The 14,170-nt window shown below is 61.6% G+C and carries 7 protein-coding genes and 1 pseudogene; 5 read left to right on the plus strand and 3 right to left on the minus strand.

Annotated features, from left to right (window positions below; genetic code table 11):
- Positions 1 to 434: 434 nt before the first annotated feature.
- A complete protein-coding gene (locus G4G31_RS09765) occupies positions 435 to 3,302 on the plus strand; it encodes a TonB-dependent receptor (protein WP_182991259.1) in 2,868 nt (955 codons plus the stop codon).
- A gap of 99 nt (positions 3,303 to 3,401) precedes the next feature.
- Here the strand turns inward: G4G31_RS09765 and G4G31_RS09770 are convergent.
- Positions 3,402 to 4,127 (minus strand): annotated as a pseudogene (locus tag G4G31_RS09770) (16S rRNA (uracil(1498)-N(3))-methyltransferase).
- Positions 4,128 to 4,265: 138 nt separating this feature from the next.
- Between G4G31_RS09770 and tkt the strand changes: the two are divergent.
- The 4 genes from tkt to G4G31_RS09790 all read left to right on the plus strand — a co-directional run bounded on the left by tkt (position 4,266) and on the right by G4G31_RS09790 (position 8,863).
- Positions 4,266 to 6,263 carry a transketolase gene (gene tkt / locus G4G31_RS09775; protein ID WP_182991260.1) on the plus strand — a complete coding sequence of 666 codons (1,998 nt, stop codon included), beginning with the start codon at positions 4,266 to 4,268 and terminating at the stop codon, positions 6,261 to 6,263.
- Between the two features lie 124 nt (positions 6,264 to 6,387).
- Positions 6,388 to 7,398: a type I glyceraldehyde-3-phosphate dehydrogenase gene (gene gap / locus G4G31_RS09780; RefSeq protein WP_182991261.1), complete on the plus strand. Its 1,011-nt coding sequence runs from the start codon at positions 6,388 to 6,390 to the stop codon at positions 7,396 to 7,398.
- 292 nt (positions 7,399 to 7,690) lie between these two features.
- Positions 7,691 to 8,080, plus strand: coding sequence for a hypothetical protein (locus G4G31_RS09785; protein ID WP_182991262.1), 390 nt, complete (start codon positions 7,691 to 7,693; stop codon positions 8,078 to 8,080).
- 324 nt (positions 8,081 to 8,404) lie between these two features.
- The gene (locus tag G4G31_RS09790) at positions 8,405 to 8,863 is read left to right on the plus strand and encodes a hypothetical protein (RefSeq protein ID WP_182991263.1); all 459 of its coding nucleotides are present in this window, start codon (positions 8,405 to 8,407) and stop codon (positions 8,861 to 8,863) included.
- 210 nt (positions 8,864 to 9,073) lie between these two features.
- Here the strand turns inward: G4G31_RS09790 and G4G31_RS09795 are convergent, their stop codons facing one another.
- Positions 9,074 to 11,119, minus strand: coding sequence for a S9 family peptidase (locus G4G31_RS09795; protein ID WP_182991264.1), 2,046 nt, complete (start codon positions 11,117 to 11,119; stop codon positions 9,074 to 9,076).
- A gap of 99 nt (positions 11,120 to 11,218) precedes the next feature.
- A complete protein-coding gene (locus G4G31_RS09800) occupies positions 11,219 to 14,023 on the minus strand; it encodes a TonB-dependent receptor (protein ID WP_182991265.1) in 2,805 nt (934 codons plus the stop codon).
- Positions 14,024 to 14,170: the final 147 nt, after the last annotated feature.

The following is a 14,170-nucleotide window of genomic DNA, read 5'->3' on the forward strand; positions in this document are numbered from 1 at the left end:
GTGTGTCGCGATAGAACCAATAATTTATGCTCAGCAATTTTGTGCAGAGCAGCATGTTGCGGAGCTTTGTACAGACTGTTGTTTCTACGCATTTGCCCTGTCGCGTTTTGTTGACACTTGGACTTTTCGTATGGTTTTATGTGTCCATTCGGATAATGTTTGATTTGTTTCAAGCATTAATTGAGCGTGGCCGTGCTAACCCCACGGGTACCGGGAAATATTAAGCATACAAAGCTGCAAAAAGCAGTCGTAACAGTTCTTCGAACGCTATACCAAAGCATCCTGAAAAGAAGGGCCCCGCGCGTTTCGACGTTGCTGGACACGCCGCGCCGCAAGGCGCGTCATGGTTGAGAGAGACAGCAGGCCTTGCCCAACCGGCGCAAGGACTGGATGAAAAAAACCACCACTTTAGAAAAGCCCAGAAGGAGAAGTTGATGACGTTTAAGTTGAAGTCGATGCCGCACGCGATCGCGTTCCTGGTTGCTACCGGCGCACTCGCAGGCATGAGCCCAGCAATGGCCCAGCAGCAGGAAACGCCCGCGATGCAACGCGTGGTCGTGACCGGTTCGCTGATCAGCCGTACCGACACGGAAACACCGGCTCCGGTGCAGGTACTGAGCGCGGCCGATATCCAGAAGAGCGGCAAGACCTCGGTCGCCGAACTGCTGACCGACCTGGCAGCCAACGGCGCCGGTACCCTGGGCACCGGCTTCTCGGGCGCGTTCGCCAACGGCGCATCGGGCGTCTCGCTGCGCGGCCTGACCGTCGGCGCCACCCTGGTGCTGATCGACGGCCGTCGCATGGCACCTTATCCGCTGTCGGACGACTCGCAGCGTTCCTTCGTCGACGTTTCCTCGATTCCTTTCGATGCCATTGAATCGATCGAAGTCCTGAAAGCCGGCGCTTCGGCGACCTACGGCTCGGACGCGATCGCCGGCGTGGTCAACATCAAGCTGAAGAAAAACCTGACGGGTACCCGAGTGAGCGCCGAAGTCGGCACCACCCAGCATGGCGGTGGCCAGACCAAGCGTGCCTCGGCCAGCACCGGCATCGGCGACCTCGACACTGACGGCTACAACGCCTTCATCACCGCCGAATGGCGCAAGCAGAACCCGATCATGGTGGCCGATCGCGACCAGTTCGGCTGGGCCAACCGCGACTGGCGTTCGCGCGGCGGCAACAACCTGACCCTGGGCGTGCCGACCAACTTGAACAATGGCCTGGTGGCAGCGAACAGCCCCTTCCTGTTCAATACCCAGGGCGCCGGCGGCGCGACCAACCCGGCGAACTTCCAGTTCCTGGACCCGAAGTGTAACTACACCCTGTACCGCGCCGGCGGCTGCGCCATCCGCGACGAAGTCACCTTCATCCAGCCGCCGACCGAAAACGTCAACGTCATGATCGGCATGACGAAAAAGCTGAGCGACGACTGGCAAATCGCCTTCAAGGGGTCGCTGTTCAAGCGCGACAGCCTGAACAACCGTGGCGTGCCGCTGACCTACTCGCCGAACTCGTTCAACGGCAACACCACCCTGATCAACGGTGTGTTGACCGGCGGCGTCAACGCCATCCCGAACACCCGCTTCGCACCAGGTGCCCCCGTCGGCGCCAACGTAATCAACAGCACCGGTGGCGAAGCCTCGCTGTACGGCTACATTCCGGGCATCGCTACGGAACGTACCTCGGACAACACCAGCACCTCCACCCGCTTCGCCGTCGACCTGAAGGGCCGTGCCCTCGGCTGGGACATCGACGCTGGCATCGGCGCTACCCGCGTCAAGACCGAGGTCGAATACCTTGGCTATGTCAACCGTCCGGCACTGTACAACGCCATCAACAATGGCACCTGGAACGTCCTGGGCAATAACTCGCCGGCCCTGATCGCGCAAGTGTCGCCGAACTTCAGCAACACGCTGACCTCGACCCTCAACTACGCCGACCTGATCGGTACGCGCGAACTGATGCAATTGGGCGCAGGTCCTCTGGCCATCGCGGCAGGTGTCCACTGGCACGAGCGCAAGCAGAACGCGCCGCCGTCGAGCCTGACCGCCAACGGTCTGGTCGCCAGTACCTCGCCGTTCACGATTGGCGACGAGACCAACTCGGCGGTGTTCGCGCAGCTGCAAGCGAACCCGATCAAGAACCTCGAAGTCACCGCCTCGGGCCGCTACGACCATTTCGATACCTACGGCAATTCGTTCACGCCGTCGGCAGGTTTCAAGTGGAGCCCGCTGCAGCAGATCGGTGTGCGCGGCACCTTCGCCCGTGGCTTCCGTGCGCCGAATCCAGCTGAAGTCGGCAATGCCGGTTCGTTCTTCACCTTCAACAATATCGACGATCCGATCCTGTGCGCCGACGGCACTGGCACCCGCCCTGGCGACGTCCCACTGCAGTGCGACATCAACCCGCCTTACGTCCAGACCACCAGCCAGAACCTGGAGCCTGAAAAGTCGAAGTCGTACACCCTGGGCCTGATCCTCGAGCCGGTCCGCGGCCTCAACATGTCGCTGGACTATTACAACATCGAGGTGAAGAACCTGATCGTGACCCGTGCCGGTAACGACCCGACCTTCGTTCCGACCTGGATCCGTGGTGCAGCTGTTCCGACCCAGGTAGCAACCGGCAACGGCGACGAGACCGTGCTTGGCACGCCGGCCGTCGGCCCGATCCTGTATGCAGCGTCGCCATACATCAACGCGGGCAGCACCAAGACCCACGGTATCGAAGCGGACGTGCGCTACAAGTGGCGCCTGGCCAACGACATGGGTACCCTGTCGGCCAACCTGACCGCGGCCCATACCTTCGGCTACGAGAGCGAAGTGGCCGGCACCACCTTCCAGCTGGCGGGCACCCAGGGCCCGTCGGTGGTCGGCGGCGCAACGGGTAATCCGAAGAACCGTGCCCAGTTCACCCTCGGCTGGAACCGCGGCCCACTGGACGTGACCACCACCGTGAACTACACGAGCGGCTTCTCGACCCTGGATCCGTCGGTGGGCGGCACCAGCTGCTCGTCGAGCGCAGGCGACGTCGGTGGCCGTAGCTACTTCGCACGTATTCCAGGCGGCCAGCCGCTGGGCTTCTGCGATGTGGCCTCGTTCACCACGACCAACCTGAACGTGCAGTACAAGCTCAGCGACAACCTGACCTTGCGCGCTGCCGTGCTGAACCTGTTCGACCGCGAGCCACCGTATGACGTCGCCACCTACGGCAACGCCAATGCGCAAACCTCGTACAACGCTTCGCTGCACCAGGCAGGCGCTGTCGGTCGCTTCTTCAGCCTGGGCCTGGCTTACCAGTTCTAAACAGTCGATGCGCACAGCGGCAGCAATGCCGCTGGTTCAAAAAAGCCCCGGGCGGAGCCTTCCGTCCCGGGGCTTTTTACGTCCTTGCGCCGGCTCTGCCTACATCGCCCCCCAGGCGCCACCCAGCACCGCCATCGCCGCCAGCGCCGCCGTTTCCGTGCGCAGCACGCGCGGACCATCGACAAGGCCAGCGCCCCGGCCGCCAGCGCCGCGTCTTCTTCCTCCCGCGTAAAACCGCCTTCGGGGCCGACCAGCAGGGTCAGGTCCCGCGGCGCGTTCGATTGCGCCCATCCCGCCAGCGACTGCGTCGCCCGCGGGCTGAGCAGGATGCGCGGCGAAGTGGAGGCCGTCGCCAGCCAGGGTTTCAGGTCGGCGACCGGCGACAGCTGCGCCAGGCGGTTGCGCCCGCTCTGCTCGGCGGCGGCGACGATCACGCCCTGCCAGTGCAGGTGGCGCTTTTCCGCGCGCTCGCCGGACAGGCGCACCACGCTGCGCTGGGGCCGCCAGCGGCTGCACCGCGGCCACGCCGAGTTCCACCGCTTTTTCGATGATCCAGTCCATCTTGCTTCCCTCCGGCAGGCCCTGGGCCAGGGTGAGGGAATAGGGGAGTTCGACCTCGACCGGTTCGTGTTCCTTGATTAGGGCACTGGCGCGGCGCTTGCCGATCTCGCTGAGACTGGCCACGTACTGGCCGCCGCGGCCGTCGAACAGGGTCAGCGCATCGCCCGGCTGCATCCGCACCACGTGCAAGTGATGGGCAACCGATTCCGGCAGGTCGACGGTGGCGCCGCTGGCGAGCGGCTGGGGACAGTAAAAGCGGGGCATGCGGCTCCTGATAACGAAATGCAAATAAACTGCGAACGCGAAAACTGCATTTTAATTCGGCAGCATGTCACTCTGGTAAAATAACGGGCTACGGCCAGCCGTACCGCCTGTCGCTTTCCAATCCAGACTCCTGCACCCATGAAATCTACGCAAACCACCACCTTGATGGCCAACGCGATCCGCGCGCTGGCGATGGACGCTGTCCAAAAAGCCAACTCGGGTCACCCTGGCATGCCAATGGGCATGGCGGAGATCGGCGTCGCGCTGTGGGACAAGCATTACCGCCACAACCCCGCCAATCCGGGATGGTTCAACCGCGACCGCTTCCTGCTGTCGAACGGCCACGGTTCGATGCTGCACTATGCGATGCTGCACCTGGCCGGTTACGCGCTGACCATGGACGACCTGCGCGACTTCCGCCAGCTGCACTCGAAGACCGCGGGCCACCCGGAAGTGGGCATCACCCCGGGCGTGGAAACGACCACCGGCCCGCTGGGACAGGGCATCGCCAACTCGGTGGGCATGGCGCTGGCCGAATGGCTGCTGGGCTATGAATTCAACCGTCCGGGCTACGACGTGGTGGACCACTACACCTACGCCTTCCTCGGCGACGGCTGCCTGATGGAAGGCATCTCGCACGAAGTGGCCTCGCTGGCCGGTACCCTGCGCCTGAACAAGCTGATCTGGCTGTACGACGACAACGGCATCTCGATCGACGGCCGCGTCGAAGGCTGGTTTACCGACGACACCCAGAAGCGCTTCGAAGCCTATGGCTGGAACGTGATCCCGAAGGTCGACGGCCACAATGTCGCCGCCGTCTCCGCCGCCATCGCGCAGGCGAAAGAGTCGGACCGTCCAACCCTGATCTGCTGCAAGACCATTATCGGCAAGGGCGCCCCGAACCTGGAAGGCGGCGATAAAGTCCACGGCGCGCCGCTGGGCGACAAGGAAATCGCGGCCGTGCGCCAGCACCTGGTGTGGGACGCGATCCCGTTCGACATTCCTGGCGAAATCTACGAAGCCTGGGACGCGAAGGCACGCGGTGCGGAGTATGAAGGCGAATGGAACACGATGTTCGCCGAGTACGCAGCCAAGCATCCGGAACTGGCTTCCGAACTGACGCGCCGCATGAAGGGCGAACTGCCGGGTAACTTCCAGCAGACGCTGGACGCGGCGATTGCCACTTGCATCGACAAAAAGGAAACCATCGCCACCCGCAAGGCCTCGCAGAACGCGATCCAGGCGCTGGCGCCGATCCTGCCGGAATTCCTGGGCGGCTCGGCCGACCTGACCGGCTCGAACTTGACCAACTGGAAAGAGTGCGTGGCCGTGCGTTCGGGCATCCCGGGTAACCACATCAACTATGGCGTGCGCGAATTCGGCATGGCCGCGATCCAGAATGGCGTCGCCCTGCACGGCGGTTTCATCCCGTTCGGCGCGACCTTCCTCACCTTCTCGGACTACAGCCGCAACGCCCTGCGCATGGCCGCCCTGATGAAGATCCGCTCGCTCTTCGTATTCACCCACGACTCGATCGGCCTGGGCGAAGACGGCCCGACCCACCAGTCGGTCGAGCACGTGTCCTCGCTGCGCCTGATCCCGAACCTGGACAACTGGCGTCCATGCGACACGGTCGAATCGCAAGTGGCCTGGGGCGCGGCTGTTGCGCGCAAGGACGGCCCGTCGACCCTGATCTTCTCGCGCCAGAACCTGCCGTTCATGGAACGCGACGCCGCTACCGTGGCCAACGTTGCCAAGGGCGGCTACGTGCTGCGCGATGCCGCTGACGCAAAAGTCATCCTGATCGCCACCGGTTCCGAAGTCGAACTGGCGATGAAGGCGGCCGATGCGCTGGCCGGCGAAGGCGTGGCCGCGCGCGTGGTCTCGATGCCGTCGACCGACGTCTTCGAGCGCCAGGAGGCGAGCTACAAAGCGCAAGTGTTGACCCGCGGCGTACCGCGTGTTGCCATCGAGGCTGGCGTCACCGACTTCTGGTACAAGTACGTCGGCCTGGAAGGCGCCGTCGTCGGCATCGACACCTTCGGCGAGTCGGCACCGGCACCGGTGTTGTTCAAGCACTTCGGCTTCACCGTCGAGAACGTCGTGGCCAAGGCCAAGGCTGTGATCGCGGGCTAAAAATATACGACGTAGGATAGGCGGGTCCCCCGCCTATGCGTCCAACGATCGCATGCACCGTGTCACCGCTTGCCTTTGGATGCACCTACCTGCTAACGGTTTTTTTTAATCAGGAGCAAAAAGTATGACCATCAAGGTTGCCATCAACGGCTACGGCCGCATCGGCCGCAACATCCTGCGTGCTTTCTACGAAGGCGGCAAGAAGCAGGACATCCAGATCGTCGCGATCAACGACCTCGGCAATGCCGAATCGAACGCCCACCTGACCCGTTACGACACCGCCCACGGCAAGTTCCCGGGCACCGTGACCGTCGAAGGCGACAACATGATCGTCAACGGCGACCCGATCCGCGTGTTCGCGCAGCGCAACCCTGCAGAGATCCCATGGGGCGAGCTCGGCGTGGACGTCGTGCTGGAATGCACCGGCTTCTTCACCACCAAGGAAAAGGCCTCGGCCCACCTGAAGGGCGGCGCCAAGAAGGTCATCATCTCGGCACCAGGCGGCAAGGATGTCGACGCAACCATCGTCTACGGCGTCAACCAGGACGTCCTGAAGGCCAGCGACACCGTCATCTCGAACGCTTCCTGCACCACCAACTGCCTGGCCCCGCTGGTCAAGCCGCTGAACGAAGCCATCGGCCTGGAAACCGGCCTGATGACCACGGTGCACGCCTACACCAACGACCAGGTGCTGACCGACGTGATGCACGAAGACCTGCGCCGCGCCCGTTCGGCCACCCAGTCGATGATCCCGACCAAGACCGGCGCCGCTGCAGCCGTCGGCCTGGTGCTGCCTGAGCTGAACGGCAAGCTCGACGGCTTCGCCATCCGCGTCCCGACCATCAACGTCTCGATCGTCGACCTGACCTTCATCGCCAAGCGCGACACCACGGTCGATGAAGTCAACCAGATCATGAAGGCTGCATCGGAAGGCGCACTGAAAGGCGTGCTGACCTATCAAACCGAACCGCTGGTCTCGGTCGACTTCAACCACAACCCGGCGTCGTCGAACTTCGATTCGACCCTGACGAAAGTCTCGGGCCGCCTGGTGAAAGTCTCGTCGTGGTACGACAACGAGTGGGGCTTCTCGAACCGCATGCTCGATACCACTGTGGCGCTGATGAACGCGAAGTAATCACAGCACTTCGTCAAAAAAGCCGTTTAGCGTGAGCTGAACGGCTTTTTTTTACCTGCGCAATGCTGGGGTCAGGTCTGACATTCGGACACGACCTCGGCTTTGGCGTTCAGCTTTGCACCGTACGGAGCAGCAGATCAACTCTAAAGGTTGAAGACAAGTTGCAACGTCGGCCCTTCTGCGTTCGATATCGAAATCACAGCAAAGGCTGAGCCTGTGTCCGAATGTCAGACCTGACCCCATTGTCCCTTGTCCTGACCCCATTGTCCCCTCGAAATACCAAAGCCAAATCATGAATAGTGCACACAACTCTGATGTCACGCGCCGACTAGTTGGACAGCAGCTTACTTCTGTTCTCGTTGCAATTGACTGTATTTCGTTGAAATTCGTTAAATATCCATTATCGGAAAAAGGCGAGTTTTCTGACAGTGCAAATGTTGACATAGAGGAAGGCTATGAGGCCGCAGGGGAGTGGGGAGCCCTTACAATCCGAAAAGATAATGATTTAAATGGATTTCGAATCGGTGCGATACATCTAATCGCGCTCATAGGCCAATGCATTGAGGATGTAAAGCCCGATAAGAATGGCGGGTTGGAGCTATATTTTGACTCCAATACAAGTGTACGCCTGCTAGTTAGTGAGCAGGGCTTTGACTCTTTCGACCTGACCTTCAAGAGGTGATGGTTCAAACATTGAAGGGAAGAAAGTTCAGGAACGGTCAAAAAATATCCAGACAGTCACGTGCGTAGCGGTATCACGGCACGCGACGGTGCCACGACACTTAACGGTGTTGGGTCTGACATTTGTACGCGGGCTCTGCCGCACAGAGCGGTTTCATATCTGATCGACGATCGAATCGGCAACGCACCCGCCAGTAGTCGGTTATACGAAATGGTGGAGCGATAACATTGGGAAGCCACTAAACAGAACGTTCGCTGACGGCCCATTGTCCAAGACTTCGCAAACAATCATTCTTCACGAAAAAATTGGAGGGACGAGGAAATGATGAATATTGCTCGCATGGGGCTATTTATTTGTTCACTTTGTTTCCTTCTCGTCTCATGCGGGAATAGGCCGACTGAAGAAAAGCAGCTATTAGGTAGCTGGAGTATGCAAGGCAGGGAATCGGCGTGCAAAGCGAATACAAGTGTGTCTCTTGCAAAGTTGATTTTGGAAAAAAACGGTCTATTCAAAGCGGTGAACCTCCCCGCTGAGATACTGCCCCCTGTCCATCCAGCTTTGGAAGCAGGTGTCGACGGAACTGGAAACTGGAAGTTGAGCAAGTCGACAAACGGACTCGAGGTTGTCGATTTCGTTTTCGAGAAGAGCGTGCAATTAAAGGGTTCGTTGCCCTACGCAATACGCATGTTCTTGTTGGTCGAAGGAGAATCGAAATCACTTGCCTTCTATTGCGGCGACCCTGACACAGACCCACGTATCGACTTTGTAAAGGATTCGCGTTAGGGTAAGCCGTTGTCAGGTCTGACATTCGGACACAGGCTCTGCCGTTTTTTTGACATCGCGGCAGGTCTGGGGTCCGGACTTAGCGTGTTGTCATGGGTCTGAGGATTCGAAGTCCGTCCATCTTCAACTGTCTCGGCCGCAAACAAAAAATCCGTCCGGGCCAGCCAGCCCGGACGGATTTTTTTCGCCTGGTGAGGACGTGCGAAGAAATTACTTCTTCTTCGCCACCGCCTCCGGCCCGATATGCCGGTCGATAAAACTCATCATCGCCTCACCGAACTTGATGCGGTTGCTTTCCTTGGCCCAGCCGTGGCCTTCGCCCGTCATGACCATCCACTCGACTTCGTTGCCCTTCTTGCGCAGCAGGTCGCGCATGCGTTCGCCGTGGACCAGGGGCACGCGCACGTCTTCGCTGCCGTAGGCCATCAGCACCGGCGCCTTGATCTTGCCGACGTTTTCCAGCGCCGAGCGTTCCTTCATGTAGGCCTGATCAAGCTTCGGATCGCCGTGCATGCGTACGCCCAGGTCGTCCATGACCGGCGAGTTGCTGGTGTCCGAATAGCTGACCGAGAACAGCAGGCTGATGTCGGTCACGCCCACCCAGTTCACGCCGCACTTGTACAGGTCAGGGTCTTTCGCCAGGCCGTACATGGTGGCATAGCCGCCGTAGCTGGCGCCGATGATGCAGACCCGGTTGGGGTCGACGATGCCCTGCTTGACCAGCGCGGCCACGCCATCGGTGATGTCGTCCTGCATCGCCATGCCCCACTGTTTCCAGCCGGCCGTGAAGTGCTTCCAGCCGAAGCCGGTCGACATGCGGAACTGCGGCTGCAGCACGGCATAGCCGCGCGAGGCCAGCATCTGCGTCGTCGGGTCGAAGCCGGCGTGGTCGCGCGCATGCGGGCCGCCGTGGATGTAGGCGACCAGCGGCAACCCCTTGGCTGCCTGGCCCTGCGGCAGGGTCAGGTAGGCCGGGATGTTGAGCCCGTCGCGTGCCGCGTAGTTGATCACGGTCTGCGCCGCCAGTGTCTTGTTATCGAACTGGGGCATCATGCTGAACACCGGCTCGAGTACTTTTTTCGCGGTATCGAAGAAGTAGATCTGGCCGGGCTGGGCGGCGCTGTACGCCACCGCCACCACGTGGTCGCCGCGCCAGGAGAAGCTGACCTGCTGTCCAGGCAGGCTGGCGTCGAGCGTGGCCTGCATCTTCGCGTAGTCCGCGTCGAAATAATACTTCTCCTGGATCATGCTCTCGAAGCCGATGCCGATGATTTTCTTGCGCGGCTCGTCATACAGCAGCTCGCCGGTGATGTCGACGGTCGGATGCTCGGCTACCAGTTCGCCGGGCTTGCCGTTGGCGAAATCCCAGACGTACACCGCCGACTTGTCGCGCCCGTCGAAACGGCCGGCCACCAGCATCGTCTTGTTGTCGAAATCGAAGCCCAGCACGGACATGTCCTTGCCTTCGTTGACGTAGGCAGTATGGATAGGCTTCCAGGCCGACTTGTCGCCATCGCGGTAGAACACGGTCTGGATGAGGCGCTTGGTGCCCGCTTCGACGGTCAGCGCCGTGCCCACGCGTACCACGTTGGCATGGTCGAGCACCCATTCGTTCACATTGCCGGGATTGTCGAAGGTGAGCAGGCTGCGGCGGCCGGTGCCGGTGTCGAGACGGAACAGGTCGGTGGCGCCGACCGCGGCATCGCGGCCGCGCGCATTGTCGACGACGAAGAGGTCGTTGCTGTCGCCGCCCGCGCGCTGGAGCACGCTGACCGGCTTGAACGGCACGTTGGCGGCGCGCGCTTCCTGCAGGCTGGCGCTCAGCTTGCGGAAGTGGCTGCCGTCGCGGTCGACGGCGTAGAGGCCGCCGCCGCCGTCGTTGTTCTCCATCGTTTCGTCGCTGCCCTTGCTGATGCCGAAGACCAGGCGGTTGTTGTTGACCCACATGGGCGAGCTGATGTTCCAGTCCGGGTCGGACGCGACCACCTTCGGCTGGCGCGTCGCCAGGTCGATCACGGCGAGCACGAAGCGGCCGTTACGCGGGGTCAGCACGGCCATGTTCTTGCCGTCCGGCGACAGGATAGGCTGGCCGCCGAACTGGGGTTTCTTGAAGAAATCGGCGATCGGGATCTGGCGCGCGCCGTTGACGTGCACGGTCGGGACTGGCGTGTCGGCATCGGCTGCCAGGACGCCCAGGGCCGGCCCGAACAGGCTTGCGGCCAGCAGCGTGCGGATGAGGTTATTTTTCGAAATCAAAATGCGTTCTCGCAAACGTTCAGCATGGATGAAAAAAGAAGCGTCATCACCCGGGGGTGCGACGCTTCTTGTCCTTCAACTACTTGTCAGCCAGTGCGATTACTTGAAGCTGTAATCCGCGCTGAGCTGGAAGTAACGGCCCATCGGGTTATGCAGGGTCTGGTAGAAGCCCAGGCCGCTCGATGGATTGAACGGTGGCTTGCGGTCGAATGCGTTCTGGATCGCGAAGCCCAGCTTCAGGTCCTTCATGCCGAACAGACCCTTGTAGCTGCCGCCCAGGTTGAACACGGTGAACGAAGGAATCTTGCGTTCGCACAGTTCGCCATAGCCTTCGGTCTCGTACACGCAGTCGACGGTGTAGTCGCCCACCGGTGCCATCTTGCCGACATAGACCGCGTCAGCCGACAGCTGCCATGCGGCTTTCTTCCATGCCAGGCCGAAGGTGCCCTGCACGCGTGGCGTGCCACGGGTGCCGATGTACTCGATTTGCGCGTCTTCCAGCGACGGCGCGTACTTGTACGAGTGCATGTAAGCCAGCTGCAGGCGTGGTTCCAGGCGGCCCCATTCGCCGAAGTTGAACTTGCCGCGCAGGTCGATGTCGACACCCTTGACGTCGGTCACGGCCACGTTGGTCAGCAGCAACTTGATCAGCGAGATCTCACCGGCGGTTGCGCCAGCTGCCTGGTCTTCCGGGGTCAGCGGGTCACGCACGACCACGGCTGCCGGGTCGTTTGCGTAACGGGCCGGATCTTCCAGCACGCGGGTCAGGTCATAGGTACCGATTTCGTTGTCGCGGCGGATGCGGAAGTAGTCGACCGTGGCGACCAGCCACGAGGTCGGCTCCATTGCCAGGCCCAGGGTGTAGCTCTTCGACGTTTCCGGTGCCAGCGACGGGTTGGCGCCGCTATCGTAGGCGCTGTTCCAGCTGCAACCGTCCGTGAACTGGTCGTTGCAACGTGCCGGGTCGCGGAAGCCGTTCAGGAAGGCGTGGCGCACGTCGGTCGAGTTTTCTACCAGCGTCGGCGCACGGAAGCCCTCGGCATAGGTACCACGCAGGATGTAGCGTGGCGTGATGCTCCACTTCAGGCCGACTTTCGGCGTGGTCGAGCTACCGTAGTCCGAGTAGCGGTCGTGACGCACGGCGACCTGACCTTCGAGGCTCTTCAGGAACGGGATCGTCGTCTCGGCGTAGACCGACTTGATGGTGCGGCCATTGCTGAAGCCTGGAGGGCTTTGTGCCTGGTGGTACAGCTCGCCTTCGACCGACAGCGGATCCGGCGAGGTCACCAGTTTTTCGCGGCGTGCCTCGACACCGGCAGCGATGCCGACGGCGCCTGCTGGCAGGTTGAACAGTTCGCCCGACACCTTGGCATCGACCTGGTACAGCGACGACTTGAAGCCGCTGACCGAGTCGGTCATGATCGATTTCAGCAGGTCGGCATTGCCGGCGCTGTTGCCGAAGATGAACTTGCCGCTGTTGTAAGCCTGGGTGAACGGGGTCGTCAGCAGGCCGCTCGTGTTGTGCGACTCGACCTTGCTGGTGCTGCCGAATGCGGCGGTTTCCCAGTCCCAGTTGCCGAACGTGCCCTTGACGCCGGCGAGGTAGCGGGCGAAGTCCGTCGTGTTTTCCTGGCCCTGGCCTGGCAGGTCCTTCAGGCTGGCGCGCACGCGCACGGTGCCGTTGCCGCCGGCAAGGGTCTTGCCATCAGGCCCGATCAGGTCTTGCGGATACTGTGGCGAGGTGATCGGCAGTGCGCCGGTAGGCTGGCCGTTCTGGCCTGCGACCCAGTGGTACAGGCCGGTGACACGTGCCTTGTTCTGGTGCGCGATCACTTCGGCAAACGCCGTCGTGTTGGCGTTGATCTGCCAGGTTGCGCGGCTGGTCAGGCCGAGACGGTCGGTCTTGCCGCCCGAGTTGACGTCGCCGTCGGCGAGATCGTCGAACACGCAGGCGGTGCCGGTCGAGGTGGCGGACAGGACCTGGCTGGCTGGGACCAGGCGGTCGGCCGGGCAGTTGCCGTCCAGGGTACGCGACACGAACACGCCGGTGGCCTTGTCGGTCCAGTAGATGTTGCCCGGGTAGGTGTACAGGCTACGGTTGTCCTTGTAGCCCCACTGGCGCCAGTCCTGGGTACCGATGTAGTCGTCACGCTTGCTCAGGAACATCGGCTTGCGCTGGCGCACGTCGAGGGTTGCATAGACGTTGAAGTGGTTGTCGACCAGGCTGCCGAAACCGGCGGAGACGGTGCTGCGCACCTGGCGTCCGTCGCCGCGCGAGGATTCGCCCAGCGAGCCGCTGATCTCGACGCCTTCGAAGCTGTCGCGCATGATGATGTTCACCACGCCGGCAATCGCTTCCGAGCCGTAGATCGCCGAAGCGCCGTCTTTCAGCACTTCGATGCGCTCGACGGCGCCGATCGGCACCGAGTTCAGGTCGACGAAGGTGGTCTGGAATTCAGGCTGGGCATAGGGCGCCAGGCGGCGGCCGTTGATCAGCATCAGGGTAGCCTGGCTGCCGATGCCGCGCAGGTTCAGGCTCGAGGCGCCGGCGGTGAAGCCGCCGGTGCGGTCTTCGCTGATGCCGCCCACGTTCGACGAAATACCCTTGAGTACTTCGGTCAGCGAGGTTGCGCCGCCGCGGACCATCTCGTCGCGGGTGATGACCTGGACCGGGGAAGCGGTTTCGGCATTGATGCGGCGAATGTTCGAACCGGTCACGAAGACCTTGGTGACGGGCTGGCCATCCGCGCTGGTGGCGGTGGTCGAGCTCGTGGTCGAGGTCGTAGTCGTGGTCGCGGCTGGCGCTTGCTGTGCGTAAGCGCTGGTCGAGACGAAGCTCGAACCGGCAGCGATGGTCATCGCAACCGCGATGACGCTTTGTTTGAGTGCTAAGGGTTGTTTCAAAATATCTCCGTCAATGTTACGGCTAACGTTTCTTGTTTTCCTACCTCCACTATTCAAAGTGGATGAGTTTAGTCTCGCAGAGATTTGTCTTGCGTCAAAGCAAACATAGATGGAAATATGCACAAGTACATATCTTGTTGTTTTTAG

Origin of the sequence: Massilia sp. Se16.2.3 (assembly GCF_014171595.1) — a bacterium.
Lineage (GTDB): Bacteria > Pseudomonadota > Gammaproteobacteria > Burkholderiales > Burkholderiaceae_D > Telluria.